The following is a 20,098-nucleotide window of genomic DNA, read 5'->3' as shown; positions in this document are numbered from 1 at the left end:
GAACGACAACGTAAAAACAATCCGTTATCAATAACTGCTGTCATTTCGTATTTTTTTCCTCATCGGCGCAAGCATTTTTAACCGCGCATTAACACGGTGGCTAAGGGCCGCTACGCTTAATTTAACGGAGAGAACAGAATGACGACCGCATCCCTGATTTTTACCAACGGTAAGTTTCACACCGTCGACCGCGCGAACCCGCTGGCTACCGCCGTGGCCATCAAAGACGGCAAGTTCCTCGCCGTAGGTAGCGAAGCAGACGTCATGCGCTTTGCCGGCAGCGACACGCAAATCATCGACGCCAAAGGGCACACCGGCATTCCCGGCCTGAACGATTCCCACCTGCATCTGATTCGCGGTGGCCTCAACTACAACCTTGAGCTGCGCTGGGAAGGCGTGCCGTCGCTGGCCGATGCGCTGCGTATGCTGCGCGAACAGGCCCTGCGTACGCCGTCACCGCAGTGGGTGCGCGTGGTCGGGGGCTGGAGCGAGTTCCAGTTTGCTGAGCGCCGCATGCCGACGCTGGACGAAATCAACGCCGCCGCGCCCGATACGCCGGTCTTCATTCTGCATCTGTATGACCGCGCGCTGCTCAATCGCGCCGCGCTGAAAGTGGTGGGCTACACCAAAGAGACCCCCAACCCGCCGGGCGGCGAAATCCAGCGCGACAGCAATGGCAATCCGACCGGCATGCTGATCGCCCGTCCTAACGCCATGCTGCTGTACGCCACGCTGGCGAAAGGGCCCAAACTGCCGCTGGAACAGCAAGTTAACTCGACGCGTCAGTTTATGCGTGAACTGAACCGCCTCGGTCTGACCAGCGCCATTGACGCCGGCGGCGGCTTCCAGAATTACCCGGACGATTACAACGTGATCGCCGAACTGCACGCGAAAAAGCAGCTGACGGTACGCATCGCCTATAACCTGTTCACCCAGCGTCCCGGCCACGAGCTGGAAGACTTTGAGAAGTGGACCGATATGCTGAAGCCGGGCCAGGGCACCAATTTCCTGCGCCACAACGGTGCCGGTGAAATGCTGGTGTTTTCGGCGGCGGACTTCGAAGATTTCCTTGAACCGCGCCCGGATCTGGCACCCGGCATGGAAGATGAGCTGGAGCGCGTGGTGCGTCACCTGGTGGAGCATCGCTGGCCATTCCGCCTGCACGCCACCTATAACGAATCGATCAGCCGCATGCTGGATGTGTTTGAGAAGGTGAATCGCGACATTCCGTTCAATGGCCTGCACTGGTTCTTTGACCATGCGGAAACCATCACTGAAGCCAATATTGAGCGGGTAAAAGCGCTCGGCGGCGGCCTGGCGGTGCAGCATCGCATGGCTTTCCAGGGAGAATACTTTGTCGATCGCTACGGTAAAGAGGCCGCGAAGCAGACGCCGCCAGTGGCGCGCATGCTGGAGGCCGGCGTGCCGGTCGGCCTCGGTACCGATGCCACCCGCGTTGCCAGCTATAACCCGTGGACCGCACTGTACTGGCTGGTTTCAGGCCGTACCGTCGGCGGGATGCAGCTGTACGATGACAACGCACGCATCGACCGTGAAACCGCGCTGATGCTATGGACCAAAGGCAGCGCCTGGTTCTCCAGCGAGCAGAGCGCCAAAGGTGAGATCAAAGTCGGCCAGCTGGCGGATCTGGTGCTGCTGTCGAAAGATTTCTTCAGCGTACCGGAAGAGGAGATCAAAGGCATTGAATCGGTGCTGACGTTGGTGGATGGCAATGTGGTGTATGCCGCCGGCAGCTTCACGCCGCTGGCACCGCCGCCGGTGCCGGTGTTGCCGGAGTGGTCGCCGGTGGTTACCGTGCCCGGTCACTACCGCAGCGCCCCGCCGCAGACCAGCGGCCGCGCCGCGCGGATGCCGCAGGTACACCAGTGCAGCGGCCCCTGTGGCGTGCACAGCCACGCTCATGATGTGGCGCGCCAGTCATCGGTGCCGGTGTCAGACAATAACGCGTTCTGGGGTGCGCTGGGCTGTTCCTGTTTTGCGTTTTAAGTGATCAAGGGGTGCGGGCGCTGGCCCTCACCCCATCGATATATTGCCTGCCAGGCCAAAGCCCTGCTTACCGTTCTTTTTAATCTGGTACATCGCGCCATCTGCCCGGGTCAGCGCGTCGTCGAAGCTGTCGCGCCGGTGTACCGGGGCGATACCGATCGAAGCACCAATCCGCGCATGACCATTGTCGACGTCAAACGGCGTCAGCGCCGCATCCAGCACCGCCTGCGCCAGAATGCGCACCTTCGGGTAGTCAATCAAAAACGGCAGCAGCAGCACGAACTCATCGCCGCCAAGCCGCCCGACGATGGCCTCTGACGGCAGCAAATCGCGGATGCGCTGGCTGAGCTGAATCAGCACCTCGTCACCACTGCGATGGCCGAGCGTGTCATTGACGTGCTTAAAGTTGTCGAGGTCGATAAACGCCACGCACAGCGGCCCGGCGCGTTGCAGCTGACTAAAATGCGCCTGCAGCGCGTGGCGGTTGGGCAACGCGGTTAACGGGTCGTGATGCGCCAGCAGGGAGAGCTGGGCTTCGTAATTCTTCTCTTTGGTCATATCGATATGGGTGCCGGTCACTTTGAGCGGATTACCCTGCTCGTCCCACTCGCTGACGCGGCCGCGATCCAGCACCCAGGTGATTTTGCCGTTCTTGCCGATCATACGGTGCAGCGCCTCGTAATAGGGCGCGCGCCCTTCAATATGATCGTAAAAGGCGCGCAGCACCTCATCGGCATCTTCCGGATGCAGGCACTCGCGCCAGGCATCAAAGCGCGCTTTGGTCTCTTTCGCCTGAAAGCCGAGCATCGCGCCCCAGCGCCGGTTAAAAATCACCAGCTTGCCGCTGGGAATATCCAGCTGCCACAGGCACAAGCCGGTGCCGTCCAGCGCCGCGTTCAGCTTATTACGCGCGTCGTGCGCCAGGCGCTTGAGGCGCGCATTGTGCTTTTTCAGGTTCTGAATCTGCTGGCGCAGCGCTTCTTCGGACATGGTTGATCGCTGGAGAGAAAATAAGGGCTATTTTGCCTGCACGATAGATTCTGTAAATAAAACAAATGAAAAGGCGATTAGCGTCGGAAAATTGCGCCGGGTTCAGCAGGAATGGCGAAGCAACGCGGTAATTTCAGCAAACAAAACTTACACTTACTAAAAATAGCAGCGCGCTTCGCTTCGGCGCGCCGGCGGAACCTGCCTTTCACCAGGAATTTTCTCTCCTGTTTTTAAGAAATTTCTTAAGCACGATTTAAGTCCACTTGTATTAAGTCGCTGTTGAAGGATGCCTGACGCGTAACGTGCCGTCAGAGAAGAAGTGCCGTCATAGTGGCGGCGCGCGCAACCGGTCCAGCGAGTGAAATCATCCGTGAGTAAACGCATCCTCAGCCTCCTTCTGTTACTGGGCTTTTGCCTGTCTGCCTGGGGTGCAACCACGTTAAATTTCTCGCCGCGCTATGGTCTGGTGGCACCGGAAGTCACGCTGTCGCCGCAGAGCCAGCAGTGGCTGAAACAGCACTCTGTACTGCGCGTCGGCGTGTGGAACAACCCGCTGCCGCCCTATTCCGTGTCGTTTGAAGCCAATACCTACGAAGGACTCTCGGCCGATTATCTGGCCATCGTGGCGAAGGCGTTAAATCTGCCGGTGAAAATCAAGGTGTATAAAACCCGGCTGGAGCTGGTGGATGCGCTCAACGACGGTGAAGTCGATCTGATTCCTTACTACACGCTGGCCGCTAATCAGGATACGCAGCTGGCGCTGAGCCTGCCGTATTCACTGGCGCGCAGCGTATTAATCAGCAAACGTAACGCGACCTTCGACAGTGAACTGAAAAATAGCCGCTATCGTCTGCTCTATTATGGTGATGCGGAACTCAAAGCGCTGCTGCACAAGCGCTATCCGCGCGCCACGCTGGCGCCGGCCGCGCCGCCGCTGTGGGCCTACACCGACACCGCGTTTAGCGAAAACACCCTGTTCTGGAGCAACAGCGCCACTCAGCGCTTTCTTTCGCATCGCGGCCTGCAGAACGTGATTGAGGCGCACAGCACACCGTACACCAACGATGTCGACGCGCGCTTTGCCAGCAACAGTGCCAATCTGCCGCTGATCGCAGCCATCGATGAAATCCTGAAAAACATTCCGCTGCGCAACGCGGTACAGATCGCGGAAGCCTGGAGCCTGGATTATCAGTCGGTGGTTAAAAACCATCCGCTGGATCTCAGCGACAAAGAGGCCGCGTGGCTGGCAGAGCACCGCGAGATCACCGTTAATTACGATCCTTCGCATACGCCGTTTACCTTTACTGATAACCGCCAGCGCGTGGTCGGCCTGAGCATGGACCTGCTGAAAATGATTTCCCAGCGCACCGGCATTCGCTTTCGCTACAATCCGATTCAGGGGTTGAGCAACATGCGCGATACGCTCAACCGCCAGCGCGATGCGATTATCGCCGTCAGCGACGCCACCGCGCAGCAGGACGACAAAATCCGCTACACCCGCTCTTACATCTACTCGTCGTGGGTAGTGGTGACGCGCAAAGACAGCCCGTGGAAAAGCTTTGATGAGATGGCGGGCAAGCGCGTCGGTATCTATGAGCGCGCCTACTATCGTTACGATTTACGTGAGCGCTGGCCGGGCATCAACTTCGTCGAAAATGGCGTATCGATTGATTCGCTCGGTCAGCTACTCGATAAGCAGCTGGATGGCTTTATCGTGCCGTACGAGTCGTCGCTGTTTCTGCTCAACAATCACTTTAATGACAGCTTTAAGGTCGCGTTTGTCGCGCCGCTGCCGATGTTCCGCATGGCGATGGCGGTCAATGGCCAGGATCAGGTGCTGCTGTCGATCCTTAACAAAGCGCTGTCCGATATTCCGCAGCCGACCATGCAGTCGCTGATGGAGCGCTGGATCAAATACACGCCGCCCGCTACCAGCACCTCGTGGCAAAGCTATCGCAGCTATATATTGCGCATCGTCGCCGTGGCCGGGCTGGGCCTGCTGTTTTTCCTGTGGCGTAACCATCTGCTGAAAGCCTCGCTGGCCAAACAGCGCGAGCACGAGCGTGAAATCAGCGAGCAGCTGGCGCATATCGAAGCGCTGATGGCCGACCTGCGCAAAGCCAACGAAGTCGCGGTGCGCGCCAGCGAAGCGAAAAGCACCTTCCTGTCGCACATGAGTCATGAAATCCGCACGCCGCTGGCGGCGCTGATTGGCCTGCTGGAAATCGAGCATCTTGGCCAGAGTAATGAACAGCAGCGGCAGAAAAACATTGATGTCGCCTGGGAGTCGTCGCGTTCGCTGCTGTCGCTGGTGGGCGATATTCTCGACCTGGCCAAAATCGAATCCGGGCATTTCAGCGTGCAGCTGCAGCCGATGTCGCTCAGTGAAGTGGTGCGGGATTGCGAAGCGTTGTTCCGCCAGGTGGCGCTCAACAAGGGGCTGGCGCTGAATATCGTGCTGGAGCTGGAGCAGGACCAGGTGCTGTTTGACCCGGTGGCGCTGAAGCAAATTCTCTCCAATCTGGTGAGCAACGCCATCAAGTTTACCTCGCACGGCGAAGTCGAAGTGGCGCTGTATCAGGCAGAGAGCACGCGGCCGGAGTATGTGCTGGAGGTGAGCGACAGCGGGGTTGGCCTGACGGCAGAGCAGCAGCAGGCGATCTTCGAGCCGTTCATTCAGGTCGATCAGGGCAGCAACCGCGCCAGCGGCACCGGGTTAGGCCTGAATATCTGCCGCCGGCTGGCGGTGATGCTCGGCACCGAGCTGCACGTCGAGAGTGAACCGGGTGACGGCAGCGTGTTTATGCTGCGCTTCCGCGCGGAAGCGGCGAGCATTGAACATGAGCAGCCCGCCCTGCCACAGCCGGTGGAGCCAGCAAAACAGGCTGCACTGCGCATTCTGATTGTCGATGACAACGCCACCAACCGCCTGCTGCTGGCCCAGCAGCTGCGCTACGCCGGGCACCATGTACTGGTGGCGGATGGCGGTGCAGCGGCGCTGGCGCTGTGGCGCGAAAATCAGCCGGACCGCGTAATTACCGACTGCAACATGCCGGAGATGGACGGCTTCGAATTCACCCGCCAGCTGCGCGCCGAAGAGAAGCGCCTGGTGCGACGCGCGGTACCGGTTTACGGCCTGACGGCGATGGCGGAGGAGCGCGTGGCTCAGCTGGCGCAGGACGCCGGCATGAACGGTTGTCTGTTTAAACCGCTGGAGCGCGCGCAGCTGCTGCAGGTGATCACCGGCGCACCGATGAACCCGACGCGCGACGATACCCTGCTGACGCTGGAGAATCTGGCGGCAAACAACCCGCAGGCGTGGCGCGACCTGGTGACCACCGCGCGCCAGCAGAACAGTTACGATCTCGCCCAGCTGACGCAGGCGGTGGCTGCGAACAATTTTGCTTCGGCGCGTCACGCCGCGCATCAGCTACTCGGCAGTGCCCGAATGCTGCGCGCCGACGCGCTGCAACATCGCTGCCGCGCCGCCGAACAGGCGGCGGAGCATGAAGATGGTGCGCTATTACAACAGCTGCTGCCGGAGGTCGCCGGGGCGGTGGCCGAGCTGGACGCGCTGTTCCTGCGTGCCCTGGAAACACCTATTCCTGAAGAGGTGATGTAATGAAAGAGAGCGCAATCTGGCAGATTGCCGTGCTGGACGATCATCCGCTGATTGGTAAAGCCATGCAGTACCGCTTAGCGCAGGAGCCGCAGCTCGATCTGGCCGGGGCTTTTGCCCAGCGCCAGCAGTTGATGAATTTCCTGCAGCGCCACCCGCTCGATATCCTGGTGCTGGATTACATGCTGGGTGAAGACCAGCTCGACGGGCTGCAAATGGTGAAACAGCTGCGCCTGCACTACCCGCAGCTGAAGATTCTGGTGTCATCCGCGGTGGAGAAACCGGCGATTGTCCAGCTGTTGCTGAAAGCCGGTGTACAGGGATTTGTCGGCAAAAGCCACGATCAGGAGGTACTGATCGACGCCATCCATCAAATCTGTCGCGGCAAGCGCTTCCTGACGCCGGACATAATGCTGGAGCTGGATAAATTCCAGGAGAGCGATCGCGAGATGCACGACTACCTGACGCCGCGCCAGGCGGGCGACGACATCACGCTGCTGCTGCGCGAGCTGAGCCCGCGCGAAATCGAGGTGATTCGCTGTTATCTCGACGGGTTGAGCATTACGCAGATCGCCGGTAAATACGCGCGCAGCCGCAAAACCATCAGCGGTCAGAAGCAGACCGCGCTGCGCAAACTGGGGCTGCGCTCGGATCTCGAACTGTTTAAGTACAAGCAATATTTCACCGAGCTGGTGACCACCCAGTAAGCGACTGCGCTGCGGATAAAACTGGTTCTGTGACGCGGATCAAGGCTTAATCGCCGCACAAGGCTGCCCTCATGAATTCTAGTATGGTAGTTTAGCCGTTATCATACAGACACGATGACGGTGGATGACATAATGCAGCTGACAATGCGGTGGTTTGGGCCGAAGGAAGACAAGGTTTCGCTGGAATATATTCGCCAGGTGCCGGGCGTACGCGGCGTGGTGGGCGCACTCTACGATGTGCCGGTGGGCGAAACCTGGCCGCAGGAGAAGATCCAGGCGCTGGTCGATCAGGTGCACGCAGCCGGACTGACGGTTGAAGTGATTGAGAGTGTAAATATTCACGACGACATCAAGATCGGCCTGCCGAGCCGCGATCGCTACATCGCCAATTATCAGCAAAGTATCCGCAACCTGGCGGCCGCCGGGGTAAAAGTGATCTGCTACAACTTCATGCCGGTGTTCGACTGGATGAAGACGGATATGCATTACGTGCTGCCGGATGGCTCCATCACCATGGCCTTCGAGAAGCAGGGCATTGATAAAAGCCTCGACGAAGTGGTGAAAGAAGTACTGGGCAGCGCCAACGGCTTCGCGCTGCCGGGCTGGGAGCCGGAACGGCTGGCAAAAGTTCAGGAGCTGTTTGCCAAATATCAGGACGTTGATGACGCGAAGCTGCGTGAAAACCTCGCCTATTTCCTCAAAGCGGTGATCCCGGTGTGCGAAGAGGTGGGCGTGAAGATGGCGATCCACCCGGACGATCCGCCGTATTCGATCTTCGGTCTGCCGCGCGTGGTGAAGAACCGCGACGATCTCGACTGGATCTGTAACGTCGTCGATTCTGAAGCCAACGGCATCACGCTGTGCACCGGATCGATTGCCGAGGATCCGCAGAACGATGTCTATGCCATTCTGGCCGAATTCTCGCGCCGCAAGCGCATCCCGTTTGCCCACGTGCGCAACATCAAGATCATCCGCGATAAAGATTTCTACGAGTGCGCGCATCCGACGGAATATGGCTCGCTGGATATGTATAAAGTGCTGCAGTCGATGTATGACAACGGCTTTGACGGCTATATCCGTTCGGATCACGGCCGCTTTATCTGGGGTGAAACCGGACGCCCAGGCTACGGTTTGTACGACCGCGCGCTGGGCACCACCTATCTGCTGGGCCTGTGGGAAGCGCTGAGCAAGCGGTGACAGGCTGCGGGCGAGCCTCATCCCTGTGGCTTTTTCAGTAACGGTACCAGCAGCGCCGCGACGAAAAAGCCTGTCATGATCAGCCAGAACGCGTCGGAAAAGGCCTGGGTGCGCGCTTCACGCAGCGTCAGCGCCGCCAGCGACTGCAGCGCGGCCGTATGCGCAGCATCCGGGCTCAGGCCGCTGGCCATCAGCGCCTGAGCGCGCCCCTGCAGAAAATCACCCAGCGTCAGGCTGGTGCTGTTGAGGTGATCCGCCAGCCGATTAAAGTGCAGGTTGGTGCGGTCGTTGAGCACCGTACCGCACAGGGCAATGCCAATCGCGCCGCCAAGGTTGCGCATCAGATTAAACAGGCCAGACGCGAGCTTCAGGCGGGCCGGTGGCAAACTGCCCAGCGTCAGCGTCACCGTGGGTGCCACGGCAAACTGCTGCGCCATACCGCGAAATGCCTGCGGAAAAAGCAGCTCCTTCGCCCCCCAGTCATGCGTAATCGGCACAAAGAAATGCATCGACAGCGCAAAACAGATCAGCCCCGCCGCCAGCAAAATACGCAGATCGACGCGGTTCGCCAGCCAGGCATACAGCGGGATCGACAGAATCTGAAACACCCCGGTAGAGAAGATCGCCAGTCCAGTCTCCAGTGCGCTGAAGCCGCGCACCTGGCTGAGAAACAGTGGCGTAAGGTAAATGGTGGCGAAGATCCCCACGCCCGCCATAAACGAGAAGTAGCAGCCGAGGCTAAAGTCGCGGTCCTTGAGCGCGCGTAAATCGACGATCGGTTTGGCATGCCGCAGCGTGCGGATCACAAACAACACGCCCGCCGCCAGCGCAATCCAGCCGGTGGTGGCAATGGTGTCATCATCAAACCAGCCCCAGCGCGGCCCCTCTTCCAGCGTATATTCCAGACAGCCGAGCGACAGCGCCAGCAGCACGATGCTGAGATAATCCGCACCGCGCAGCAGTTCGCGGTTGGGCGCGTCGATGTTCACCAGCAGCGGAACCGCAATGGTGATGTAAATACCGGGAATGATGTTGATAAAAAACAGCCAGTGCCAGCTGAAGTTATCGGTGATCCAGCCGCCAACGGTCGGGCCGAGCGTCGGTGCCAGCGACGCCAGCGCGCCGACGGTCGCGGCAGCAATCACCCGCTGCCGGCCCTGGAAAAAGGCGAAGGCGGTGGTGAACACCAGCGGGATCATTGAGCCGCCCGCCAGCCCCTGCAGCGCACGGAACGCGATCATGCTCTGAATGTTCCACGCCCAGCCGCACAGCAGGCTCATCAGCGTAAAGCCGCAGGCCGAAGCGGCGAACAGCCAGCGCGTAGACAGCACGCTGGCCAGCCAGCCGGAGAGCGGAATAATGATGATTTCGGCGATCAGGTAGCTGGTCTGCACCCACACGGTTTCATCATCGCCCGCCGACAGGCCACCGCCAATGTCGCGCAGCGAAGCTGAGACAATCTGGATATCCAGCAGCGCGATAAACATGCCGATGCACAGGGTGGCAAAGGCGAAAACTTTCCGGCTGACCGGCATCTGCGCGGGCGCGATCGGCGCGGCGACCACGCGGCTCATTGCGCGCTGCGCTCATCGACGGTCACGGTCACCGACAGTCCCGGACGCAACAGCCCGAGCGTGGCCGCATCGCCGTCCAGCGCAATGCGCACCGGCACGCGCTGGACAATTTTGGTGAAGTTACCGGTGGCGTTTTCCGCCGGCAGAATGCTGAAGCGCGAACCGGTCGCGGGCGACAGGCTGGCGACATGCCCGCTGAAGGTGCGGCCTGGCAGCACGTCCGCCACAATTGTTGCCGTCTGGCCTGGCCGCATGTGCGCCAGCTGGCTCTCTTTAAAGTTGGCGTCAATCCACAGCCCCTGCGCCGGCACCAGCGACAGCAGCTGCGTGCCGCTGCTGACATACGAACCGGCCCAGGCGCGGCGATTGCCGATCACGCCATCAAACGGCGCGCGGATAGCGGTGTATTCCAGATTGAGCTGTGCCAGTGCCAGGTCGGCCTGCGCCTGTGCCAGCGCGGCGTGCGTCTGCTGCTCGCGCGCATCCAGCACCTGCAGCTGACGTTCGGCGACCGCGCGATCGGCACGGGTTTTGCCTTCCTGCGCCAGCGCCTGATGGTAATCGGCCTGCGCATGATCGCGAATCTGCTGCGACACCGCCGCACTGCTTACCAGCGCATCATAGCGGCGCTGGTCGGCGGTGGTTTTCTGCGTCACCGCCTGCGCCGCCAGCAGCGCAGCACGCGCGCCGTCGATGGTGGCCAGCTGGAGCTGGCGCGTGGCGACGATATCCTGCAGCGCCGCCTGCTGCGCGGCGACTTCGCCCGCCGCACGGTCAACCGCCGCCCGATAGTCGCGGTTATCCAGCTGCACCAGCAGGTCGCCCTTTTTAACCGCCGCATTATCCTGCACCGTAAGGGTCTGGACATAGCCGGACACTTTGGCCGAAATCGCACTGATATCCGCGCCGACGTAAGCATCATCGGTCGAAGGCATAAAGCGCGCGCTGTGCCACCAGTAATAGCCATAGCCGGCCAGCGCCACGCCGCCGCAGGCCAGCATCAGCAGCAGTGCCGCTTTTTTCCGCGTCAGGCTCATGGTTCGTTCCCGGCCACCGTCTGCGGGGCGAATTTTTGCGCCGTATCGCCTGCGCGCTTTCTCGCCAGATACTGCTGGCGATAGTGCATCATCGGGCTGGCCGCCGGGCCTGGCACCATCTGGTATTTGTCACTGGAGAGCGGCTGGCCGGTGGCGCTGTCGACCATTTGCGGCGTCACCGGGCGCTGGGTGGCGCTTTCAACCAGCTGCATCTGCCGCCCTTCCGGTGAAAAGTGGGTGCTACCCCACTCGGCCAGCGCCAGTATTACCGTACGAAAATCGCGGCCCGCCGCAGTGAGCTGGTACTCGTAGCGTGCCGGAGTGTCGCTGTAACACACCTTTTCCAGCAATCCATCCTCTACCAGCTCTTTCAGCCGGCGCGACAGAATATTGGGTGCCACGCCGCTGCTTTTCTGAAATTCATCAAAGCGGGTAAAGCCGGCCAGCGCATCGCGCATGATCAGCATGCTCCAGCCGTCGCCGACGCGTCCAAGGCTGCGTGCGATAGGGCACGGCATATTACACAGAGGTTGGTTTTTCATGGGCCAGTTCCCGATGTGAAGTCGATGCGGGATACTGTGGCAGGGTAACTTTCATTTTGCAAGTCACTTGCATAATGAAAGTAATAAACAGAACGTCAGCGCGCGTTCTGGCGCAGCCTCACAGCCTGTCGATCAATTCCTGCCGGTGGTCATGCAGCAGACGCAGCATTTCACGCAACAGCGGATCTTCGTTGCCCTTCTGCCACGCAATACTCAGCGGCAAGCCTTTGATCTGCTCAGGTAACGTCAGCGCGATATAGCGCACGCTGTCGCTGTTCATGGTGCGATAAGAGGCTGGTACCACCGCCAGACCGAGGCCGGCGGACACCAGGCTGAGAATGGTTTGCTTCTCTTCGGCATATTGCGCGATATGTGGCGTCAGGCCGGCCTGCTTAAACAGGCTGATGGTGAGATCGTGGCTGTGCGGCCGGGTGCGGCGGTCCGGAATGATCATGGCTTCATGCTGAAAATCCGCCACCGTCACCTGCGCTTTATCCGCCAGCGGATGCGTCAGCGGCACTGCCAGCACGCAACTTTCGCGGGTAATAAAACGCAGCGCCAGTGACGCATCCATGCGCTGCGGCGCGCGGATAATAATCATATCCAGCCAGCCGGATTTTAATTTAGGAATCAGGTTAAGGGTTTTATCTTCGATAATATGGATATCGCTCAGCGGATGACGCGGCACAAATAAATTCAGCAGTGCCGGAACTAAACCGCGCGCGGCGCTATCGATAGCGCCAATGCGTAATGTCCGGCGTTCATCTTTTAATCCGCCTTTAAAACGCAGCGCCAGCGCATCAAACTGATCGATCAGTTTTCCCGCTTCGTCAAAAAACAGGGCTCCCTCGGCGGTTAATGAAACATTGCGCGTTGAGCGGTTTAACAGGCGCACGCCGAGATCCTCCTCCAGCAGGCGAATAAAGCGGGAAAGTGATGCAGGCATCATTTCCATACTTTGTGCCGCCCGACCGAAATGCAGTTCTTTACCCACCGCGACAAAACAACGCAATTGATTTATATCCACATTTCCCTCACCGCACGATTATTCAAATAGTTTATATAATCCACGCCTGATGATCGCGCAATACAAACCTGCATACTGCATTCGACAACCAGAAAATAATACTACCCTACACAATCTGGAGCACTTTAATATGAAATCTCACCTCGAAAAAAGGGTGATGCGTAAAGTGACGTTGCGCATTGTGCCCTTCATCATGCTGCTCTATTTCATCGCATTTCTCGATCGCGTCAATATTGGTTTTGCCGCGTTAACCATGAATCAGGATTTAGGTTTCTCGCCCACGGTATTTGGTTTTGGCGCCGGGATCTTTTTCCTCGGCTATTTTCTGTTTGAAGTCCCGTCGAATTTAATTTTGCACAAAGTGGGCGCACGCATCTGGATCGCCCGCGTGATGATCAGCTGGGGATTGGTCTCCGGCTGCATGGCGCTGGTGCAGGGCACCACCAGCTTCTACCTCCTGCGCTTTCTGCTCGGCGTGGCGGAAGCCGGTTTCTTTCCTGGCATCATTCTCTACCTCAGCTACTGGTTTCCGGCGGCGAAGCGCGCGCAGGTTACCGCCATCTTCATGGCTGCCGCCCCGCTCTCTACCGCGCTTGGCTCGCCGGTCTCTGCCGCGCTGCTGGAGATGCATGGTCTGCTGGGCTACGCCGGCTGGCAGTGGATGTTTGTATTAGAAGCGATTCCGGCGTTGCTGCTGGGCATCGTAGTGCTGTTTTTCCTCACCGACCGTCCGGCGCAGGCTAAATGGCTGAACGCAGAAGAGCGGCGCTGGCTGCAGGAGACCATGCAGGCTGAAGAGCAGGCGCGGTCGACGCAGCACGGCCACAGCAGCGCCTGGCGCGGGCTGGCGGACAAGCGCGTACTGGCCCTGGCGCTGGTGTACTTCGGCACGTCGGCCGGGCTGTATACGCTGGGGATCTGGTCACCGCAAATCATCCGCAGCTTCGGCGCCTCCTCGCTGGAAATCGGCTTCCTCAATGCTTTCCCGGCGGTGATCGGCGTGATCGGCATGATCCTGTGGGCGCGTCACTCCGATCGTCGCGGAGAGCGCAGCTGGCACGTCATTGGCGCCTGTTTACTGGCTGCCGCCGGGCTGATTTACGCCGGCAACGTCAGCACGCTGCTGGCGGTGATTATTGCGCTGACGCTGGTCACGGTCGGCATCAGCGCCTCCAAACCGCCGCTGTGGAGCATGCCGACGCTGTTTCTCAGCGGGCCGGCCGCAGCTGCCGGCATCGCCACCATTAATTCCATCGGCAACCTCGGCGGTTTTGTCGGCCCGATGATGATTGGCGTGATCCGCCAGCAAACCGGCAGCTACACCTGGGGACTCTATTTCGTCGCCGCGCTGCTGGCGTTGTCCGCGCTCATCGTGCTGATTCTCGCCGCGCACACGCCAAAACCGCAAAGCGCCGATCTGCCTCATCCTCATACCCATTAATTGACTGGAGAACACTATGCGTAACTACAAAATTGCCGCGATTCCGGCAGACGGTATTGGCCCGGAAGTGATTTCGGCTGGCGTTGAGGTGCTGCAGGCGCTGACGCGGCACGATGAACAGCTGACGTTTGACGTGCAGACCTTTGACTGGGGCTCGGATTACTACAAACAGCACGGTGTGATGATGCCGGAAGATGGCCTGCAGACGCTGAAGCAGTTTGATGCCATCTACTTTGGCGCGGTGGGCGCGCCGGACGTGCCGGATCACATCACGCTGTGGGGGCTGCGCCTGCCGATTTGTCAGGGCTTCGATCAGTACGCCAACGTGCGGCCTACCAAAATTCTGCCGGGCGTGACCTCGCCGCTGCGCAACCGTGGACCGGGCGATCTTGACTGGGTAATCGTGCGCGAGAACTCGGAAGGGGAATACTCCGGCAACGGCGGCCGTGCGCACCGCGGCCTGCCAGAAGAGGTGGGCACTGAAGTGGCGATTTTCACCCGCGTCGGCGTGACGCGCATCATGCGCTACGCCTTTAAACTGGCGCAGTCGCGGCCGCGCAAACTGCTGACGGTGGTGACCAAATCCAATGCCCAGCGGCACGGCATGGTGATGTGGGATGAAATTGCGGCGGAAGTGGCGCAGGAGTTTCCGGATGTGCAGTGGGACAAGATGCTGGTGGATGCCATGACGCACCGCATGACGCTGCACCCGCAATCGCTGGATACCATTGTCGCCACTAACCTGCATGCGGATATTCTCTCCGACCTCGCCGGCGCGCTGGCCGGCAGTCTCGGCGTCGCGCCAACCGCCAATATCGATCCGGAGCGGCGCTTTCCGTCGATGTTCGAACCGATTCACGGCTCGGCGTTTGATATCACCGGCAAAGGCATCGCTAACCCGATCGCCACCTTCTGGACCGCGGTACAGATGCTGGAGCATCTGGGCGAGCGCAACGCGGCCGCGCTGATAATGCAGGGCATTGAGCACGTGTGTGCGGCGGGCATTCTGACGCCGGACATCGGCGGCAGCGCCACCACCGCTGACGTGACGCGCGCGCTGGTGCAGTTTATTGAAGCCAAATCTCAGGTGGCGGCAACCGCCTGAGTCGAAAGCCGGGGTGTTACAGCGCCGCCGCCAGCCGGTCCAGCGCCAGCAGGATGCCATAGCGCCGCGCCGGTGCTGCATCCGGCAGCGGCAGCCAGTAGTTGGCCTGGCTGGCGAGATCCAGCGCCGCCGGGCACAGCGCCATCACTGGGGTCTGCTGGATGTGAGCGTGATGCACCGCGCTGAGCACGCTGCTGTTGATGGTGTCCGGCGCGAGGATCAGCAGCAGATCGTCCGGCTGCAAACGGCTGAGCGTCAGACGCAGCAGGTTGTCGTCCTGGATCCACGCCAGCGCCAGCCCGGCTTCACTCAACCGCTGCTGCACTTCCGCCACCAGCGGCGTGTGCTGGCCGGCGGCACCGATCAGCAACACGCTGCGTGCCTGACGCAGCGCCTGCGCCGCCTGCTGCCAGCGGCTGTCATCCAGCAGCTGCCACTGCTGGGTCAGCGCCTGATGCAGACTCACCAGCTGCGGCAGCGCACCGTGGCTGGCGCTGGCTGGCTCGGCGCTGGCGCGTGCCAGCCGCATACGCAGATCGCGAATATCGTCGCAGCCGACCGAACGGGCAAAGCGGGTAATGGTCGCCGCACTGACTTCCGCCCGGCTGGCCAGTTGTTCAATGGTGGCCGAGGCCGCAAACGCGGCGTCACGCAGGATGGCGCGCGCCACCCGCTGCTCCTGCTGGCTGAGCGAAGCCTGCCGCTGACGAATCACCGTCATAAACGCACTTTCCTGCTGGCCGGCCTGGCGCACCTGGTGCAGAAAATCATCCAGATCGCGGTAGCCCGCCGAGGCAGCAAAGCGCTGGAGTACAGCCGGGCTGACACCCGCCTGCGTCGCCAGACTCTCCATAGTGGCCTGCGCGCTGGCGTGCAGGTTATCCAGAATAAATCGCGCCAGCTTTGATTCCTGCGCATCAAAACGCGCCGACTGCTGCTGCAGTTGCCAGACAATATCCATTAGCTCATCACATCCTCAGTAACGAACTCTCATGATGCATGAAAATATTTTTCATGGTGAGATTTTTTTCAGCTGAGCGCACTGAATTTTCCTGGAATTAAAGCACTCGCAACAGAAAATCATCGTGCCGATCACACCAATGAAAATTATTTTCATGGCAGTTTAATGATTAAGCTATTGATAAATAATACTTTAAATAACTTTCATCACAAAATCATCTGGCCGCAGGGTATTTACAGTGCGACTGCGACAGGTCTTAAATGCCGGAGTCAATTCACAGGAGGATAAATTATGCGCATTGTTCTTTGCTGTGCCGCCGGCATGTCTACCAGCATGCTGGTGAATAAAATGCAGCACGCCGCACAAGCGCGCGGGCTGGCGATCAACATTCAGGCCGTCCCGGTGGCCGATTTCGAACGTATCCTGCCGGACGCAGACGTGGTGCTGCTCGGCCCGCAGGTGCAGTTTGAAGCTGCCCGCCTCACCGCCATCGCGGCCCCGCAGGGCAAGGCGGTCGCCGTTATCGACATGATGGATTACGGCATGATGCGCGGCGAACAGGTGCTGGATAAAGCGCTGGCGCTGCGCGCTTCCTGATTCTTCGTTTCCCCCAATCTGACTGATAACACACGGCGTTGCGCTGTGGGAGATTCTGCATGCCTGAAGATGACGAAATGGTGGTTCCGGAAGAGGAGATCATGCTGCTGCTGGTGCAGGCCGGTGCTGCGCGTAGTGCCGCCCTCAGCGCCCTGCGGCTGGCGCGCGCCGGCCAGTTTGATGCGGCACAGCAGCAGCTGGCGGCGGCGCGGGAAAACGTGAGCAGCGCGCACCAGCAGCAGACGGCGCTGATTAGCCTGGACGAAGGCAGCGGCCGGCTGCCGGTTACCCTGATTCTGGTTCATGCCCAGGATCACCTGATGAACGCCATGCTGATTCAGGATTTAGCGGGCGAAATCATTGAACTCTATCGCCGTACCACGGCAGGAGAAAACGATGCTTAAGATAGCAATCATTGGCGGCGGCAGCAGCTATTCGCCGGAGCTGGTGGAGGGAATCATCAACCGTTATGCGCAGCTGCCGGTAACCGAACTGGCGCTGGTGGATGTGGCGGCAGGACGCGAAAAGGTGCAGATCATCGCCGATCTCACGCGCCGCATGCTGCAAAAAAACGGGCTGGAGCAGGTTAAGGTCAGCGTGCACTTTGCGCTGGATGAGGCGATTCGCGGCGCGCGCTTTGTGCTGACACAGCTGCGCGTCGGCCAGCTGGCGGCACGCGCCGCCGATGAGCGGCTGGGCCTGAAGTATGGCCGTCTCGGCCAGGAAACCACCGGCGTCGGCGGCTTCGCCAAAGCGCTGCGCACCATTCCGGTGATGCTGGAGATTGCGCGCAAAGTGGAACAGCTGGCGCCGGACGCCTTCATCATCAACTTCACCAATCCGGCGGGCATCGTCACCGAAGCCGTGGCGCGCTACAGCAACGCGAAGATCATCGGCCTGTGTAACGTGCCGGTGAATATGCACCATATGATCGCCGGCATGTTACAGGCGCCGTTTGACGAGGTGGCGCTGCGCTTCGCCGGGCTGAACCATCTGGTGTGGGTGCATCAGGTGCTGTGCCGCGGCGAGGACGTGACCGCCGGGGTGATCGAACAGCTGTGCGAAGGCCAGGCGCTGACCATGAATAACATCAAAGAGATGCCGTGGTCGCCGGCGTTTCTGCGCGCGCTGCAGGCGATTCCCTGCCCTTATCACCGCTACTACTGGCAAACACCGCAGATGCTGGCCGAAGAGCAGGAAAAAGCGCAGCACGGCCAGGCCGGAACGCGCGCCGAACAAGTGATGAAGGTGGAAGCCGAGCTGTTCGCGCTGTATGCCGATCCGCAGCTGGCGCACAAGCCGGAGCAGCTGAGTTTTCGCGGCGGCGCATATTACTCCGAAGTGGCCGTTGAGCTCATCAGCGCCATCCATAACAATAGCGGGCAAAATCTGGTGGTGAACTGCCAGAACCGTGGGGCGATTCACGGTCTGCCGGACGACGCGGTGGTGGAAGTGAACTGTGTGGTCGATGCGCAGGGCGCGCACCCGCTGGTGTTTGGGGCGCTGCCACCGCTGATGCACGGGCTGACGCAGCAGATCAAAGCCTTCGAGCGATTGACCATCGATGCGGCGGTGCACGGCGATCGCGGTGCCGCGCTGCTGGCGCTGGTCGGCAATCCGCTGGTCGGCGATGTCGCCAGCGCCGAAGCGCTGCTGGACGAAGTGCTGACGCTGAATCAACCGTGGCTGCCGCAGTTTGCGTGATATCCCTGTCGCAAACCGCACCCTGGCCGTCGCGGCGCGCTTCATCGCGCAATAAATTGCGCCGCGACGGCCGGGTGCAGGTATCCGCTGCCGCGCCGAAATGACACGCATTGACCTGTTAATTTGTTGCGCCATTGTGCCCGAGGAGGCCCTATGTCCAACCGTAATATCATCGAACGTTATGTGCTGCCCGCCGCGCTCAAGGTGGCCGGGCAGAAGCATGTGCTGTCCGTGCGGGACGGCATCATTCTCAACATGCCGTTCATGCTGATCGGCAGCTTTTTTCTGATCTTCGCCTACCTGCCGATCCCGGCGTGGAGCCATCTGATGGCCGACCTGTTCGGCGACAGCTGGCGCAATAAACTGCTCTATCCGGTGCGTGCCACCTACGACATCATGGCGCTGATCTCCAGCTTCGGCATCGCTTACCGGCTGGCGGAGAAATACCGCACGCTCGATCCGCTGACCAGCGGCGCGATGGCGCTGGTAGCGTTTGTGATGACCATTCCGCAGCAGACGCTGTTCGCCCCGGTTGAAGGCGCGCCCGCGCAGCTGGTCACCGGCGTGCTGCCGATTTCGCTGATCGGCAGTCAGGGCCTGTTCGTGGCGATTGTGATTGCGCTGCTCTCCACCGAAATCTACCGCTTTGTGCACAGCCGTAACCTGGTGATTAAGATGCCGGAAGGCGTGCCGCCGGCGGTGGCGAAATCGTTCCTCGCGCTGGTTCCCGGCTTCTGCGTGCTGGCCGTGGTGCTGCTGCTGCGCCTGGCCGTTGAAGCCTCACCGTTCCACGACATCAACAACCTGATCGCCACGGTGATTGGTCTGCCGATGCACCACGTCGGCGGCACGCTGCCGGGGATGATTTTCTCGGTGCTGCTGATTGGCATTCTGTGGACGCTCGGCCTGCACGGCGATGCCATCGTGCTGGTGTTCATTCAGCCGGTATGGCTGTCGAACATGAGTGAAAACCTCGAAGCCTTTCAGCATAACCAGCCGATTCCGCACATATTTACCCAGCAGTTTTATGATTTATGGATTGCGCCCGGCGGCACCGGCGCGCTGCTTGGACTGGTGATCTTTATGCTGATCCGCGCACGCAGCCGTCAGATGAAACAGCTGGGGAAAATCGCCGCGCCGGCAGCGCTGTTCAACATCAGCGAGCCACTGGTGTTCGGCATTCCGCTGGTGATGAACCCGTACCTGTTTCTGCCGTTTATCCTGACGCCGGTGCTGCTGGTGATTGTTTCGTGGGCGGCAATGAGCAGCGGTCTGGTGGCGCCGCCGGCCGGCATCGCCCTGCCCTTCACTACGCCGATCTTCGTCAGCGGCTATCTCGCCACCGGCGGCCATATTTCCGGCACGGTGTTGCAGGTGGTCAACCTGACGATTTCGCTGGTGGTCTACTATCCGTTTTTCCGCGTGTGGGATCGCCTGAAACTGCGCGAAGAGCAGCAGAACGAACAGCAGGCGCAGGCCGCCAGCGGCAGTGCCGTCGTGCCTTCCTGAACCACTCCCTCTGCCGGGTGCGCCCTGCTGCGCACCCGGCCGCATCCTTCCACTTTTTGCAATAATGACTTCGCAGATCTG

General features: G+C 60.2%; 16 protein-coding genes. 10 read left to right on the top strand and 6 right to left on the bottom strand.

Going from position 1 to position 20,098, the window contains the following annotated elements; translation table 11 throughout:
* The first annotated feature begins 138 nt into the window (after positions 1 to 138).
* Positions 139 to 2,007 (top strand): amidohydrolase, encoded by a 1,869-nt coding sequence (locus tag KOL70_RS15390; RefSeq protein WP_215480859.1) that lies wholly within the window; start codon positions 139 to 141, stop codon positions 2,005 to 2,007.
* A gap of 27 nt (positions 2,008 to 2,034) precedes the next feature.
* On the opposite strand, the gene KOL70_RS15385 is transcribed toward KOL70_RS15390, so the two are convergent.
* Positions 2,035 to 2,997: a sensor domain-containing diguanylate cyclase gene (locus KOL70_RS15385; RefSeq protein WP_150059227.1), complete on the bottom strand. Its 963-nt coding sequence runs from the start codon at positions 2,995 to 2,997 to the stop codon at positions 2,035 to 2,037.
* A gap of 370 nt (positions 2,998 to 3,367) precedes the next feature.
* Here KOL70_RS15385 and KOL70_RS15380 point away from each other — a divergent pair, with 370 nt between their 5' ends.
* The 3 genes from KOL70_RS15380 to uxuA all read left to right on the top strand — a co-directional run bounded on the left by KOL70_RS15380 (position 3,368) and on the right by uxuA (position 8,520).
* Positions 3,368 to 6,619 (top strand): transporter substrate-binding domain-containing protein, encoded by a 3,252-nt coding sequence (locus KOL70_RS15380; RefSeq protein WP_215480858.1) that lies wholly within the window; start codon positions 3,368 to 3,370, stop codon positions 6,617 to 6,619.
* Positions 6,619 to 7,323: a response regulator transcription factor gene (locus KOL70_RS15375; protein ID WP_215480857.1), complete on the top strand. Its 705-nt coding sequence runs from the start codon at positions 6,619 to 6,621 to the stop codon at positions 7,321 to 7,323. The genes KOL70_RS15380 and KOL70_RS15375 overlap by 1 nt, the downstream gene beginning before the upstream one ends.
* A gap of 132 nt (positions 7,324 to 7,455) precedes the next feature.
* Positions 7,456 to 8,520 carry a mannonate dehydratase gene (uxuA, locus tag KOL70_RS15370; protein ID WP_166719824.1) on the top strand — a complete coding sequence of 355 codons (1,065 nt, stop codon included), beginning with the start codon at positions 7,456 to 7,458 and terminating at the stop codon, positions 8,518 to 8,520.
* Positions 8,521 to 8,537: 17 nt separating this feature from the next.
* Here the strand turns inward: uxuA and KOL70_RS15365 are convergent, their stop codons facing one another.
* The 4 genes from KOL70_RS15365 to KOL70_RS15350 all read right to left on the bottom strand — a co-directional run bounded on the left by KOL70_RS15365 (position 8,538) and on the right by KOL70_RS15350 (position 12,700).
* Positions 8,538 to 10,094: a DHA2 family efflux MFS transporter permease subunit gene (locus tag KOL70_RS15365; protein ID WP_254185848.1), complete on the bottom strand. Its 1,557-nt coding sequence runs from the start codon at positions 10,092 to 10,094 to the stop codon at positions 8,538 to 8,540.
* On the bottom strand, positions 10,091 to 11,131 hold the full coding sequence (locus KOL70_RS15360) for an HlyD family secretion protein (RefSeq protein ID WP_127833650.1): 1,041 nt from the start codon (positions 11,129 to 11,131) through the stop codon (positions 10,091 to 10,093). Before KOL70_RS15360 ends, KOL70_RS15365 begins: the two co-directional genes overlap by 4 nt.
* Positions 11,128 to 11,673 (bottom strand): helix-turn-helix domain-containing protein, encoded by a 546-nt coding sequence (locus KOL70_RS15355; RefSeq protein WP_058759668.1) that lies wholly within the window; start codon positions 11,671 to 11,673, stop codon positions 11,128 to 11,130. The genes KOL70_RS15360 and KOL70_RS15355 overlap by 4 nt, the downstream gene beginning before the upstream one ends.
* 118 nt (positions 11,674 to 11,791) lie before the next feature.
* Complete coding sequence (locus KOL70_RS15350; protein ID WP_031279716.1) at positions 11,792 to 12,700, bottom strand: LysR family transcriptional regulator; 909 nt, start codon at positions 12,698 to 12,700, stop codon at positions 11,792 to 11,794.
* Between the two features lie 130 nt (positions 12,701 to 12,830).
* Here KOL70_RS15350 and KOL70_RS15345 point away from each other — a divergent pair, with 130 nt between their 5' ends.
* Together KOL70_RS15345 and KOL70_RS15340 are read left to right on the top strand one after the other, a co-directional pair.
* Positions 12,831 to 14,141: an MFS transporter gene (locus KOL70_RS15345; RefSeq protein WP_150059223.1), complete on the top strand. Its 1,311-nt coding sequence runs from the start codon at positions 12,831 to 12,833 to the stop codon at positions 14,139 to 14,141.
* Between the two features lie 16 nt (positions 14,142 to 14,157).
* Positions 14,158 to 15,246: a tartrate dehydrogenase gene (locus tag KOL70_RS15340; protein WP_058770650.1), complete on the top strand. Its 1,089-nt coding sequence runs from the start codon at positions 14,158 to 14,160 to the stop codon at positions 15,244 to 15,246.
* Between the two features lie 16 nt (positions 15,247 to 15,262).
* Here the strand turns inward: KOL70_RS15340 and KOL70_RS15335 are convergent, their stop codons facing one another.
* The gene (locus KOL70_RS15335) at positions 15,263 to 16,207 is read right to left on the bottom strand and encodes a MurR/RpiR family transcriptional regulator (RefSeq protein WP_215480856.1); all 945 of its coding nucleotides are present in this window, start codon (positions 16,205 to 16,207) and stop codon (positions 15,263 to 15,265) included.
* Positions 16,208 to 16,498: 291 nt separating this feature from the next.
* Between KOL70_RS15335 and KOL70_RS15330 the strand changes: the two genes are divergently transcribed.
* The 4 genes from KOL70_RS15330 to celB all read left to right on the top strand — a co-directional run bounded on the left by KOL70_RS15330 (position 16,499) and on the right by celB (position 20,017).
* Complete coding sequence (locus KOL70_RS15330) at positions 16,499 to 16,804, top strand: PTS sugar transporter subunit IIB (RefSeq protein ID WP_021507627.1); 306 nt, start codon at positions 16,499 to 16,501, stop codon at positions 16,802 to 16,804.
* 59 nt (positions 16,805 to 16,863) lie between these two features.
* The gene (locus tag KOL70_RS15325; RefSeq protein WP_254185847.1) at positions 16,864 to 17,208 is read left to right on the top strand and encodes a PTS lactose/cellobiose transporter subunit IIA; all 345 of its coding nucleotides are present in this window, start codon (positions 16,864 to 16,866) and stop codon (positions 17,206 to 17,208) included.
* Positions 17,201 to 18,508 carry a 6-phospho-beta-glucosidase gene (locus tag KOL70_RS15320; RefSeq protein ID WP_021507629.1) on the top strand — a complete coding sequence of 436 codons (1,308 nt, stop codon included), beginning with the start codon at positions 17,201 to 17,203 and terminating at the stop codon, positions 18,506 to 18,508. Before KOL70_RS15325 ends, KOL70_RS15320 begins: the two co-directional genes overlap by 8 nt.
* A 153-nt stretch (positions 18,509 to 18,661) precedes the next feature.
* Positions 18,662 to 20,017, top strand: coding sequence for a PTS cellobiose transporter subunit IIC (celB, locus tag KOL70_RS15315; RefSeq protein WP_215480854.1), 1,356 nt, complete (start codon positions 18,662 to 18,664; stop codon positions 20,015 to 20,017).
* Positions 20,018 to 20,098: the final 81 nt, after the last annotated feature.

It is taken from the genome of Pantoea sp. B270, assembly GCF_018726825.1.
Classification (GTDB): domain Bacteria; phylum Pseudomonadota; class Gammaproteobacteria; order Enterobacterales; family Enterobacteriaceae; genus Pantoea; species Pantoea dispersa.
The sequence above is the reverse complement of the archived record's forward strand: the minus strand, read 5'-3'. Positions and strand labels throughout refer to the sequence as shown.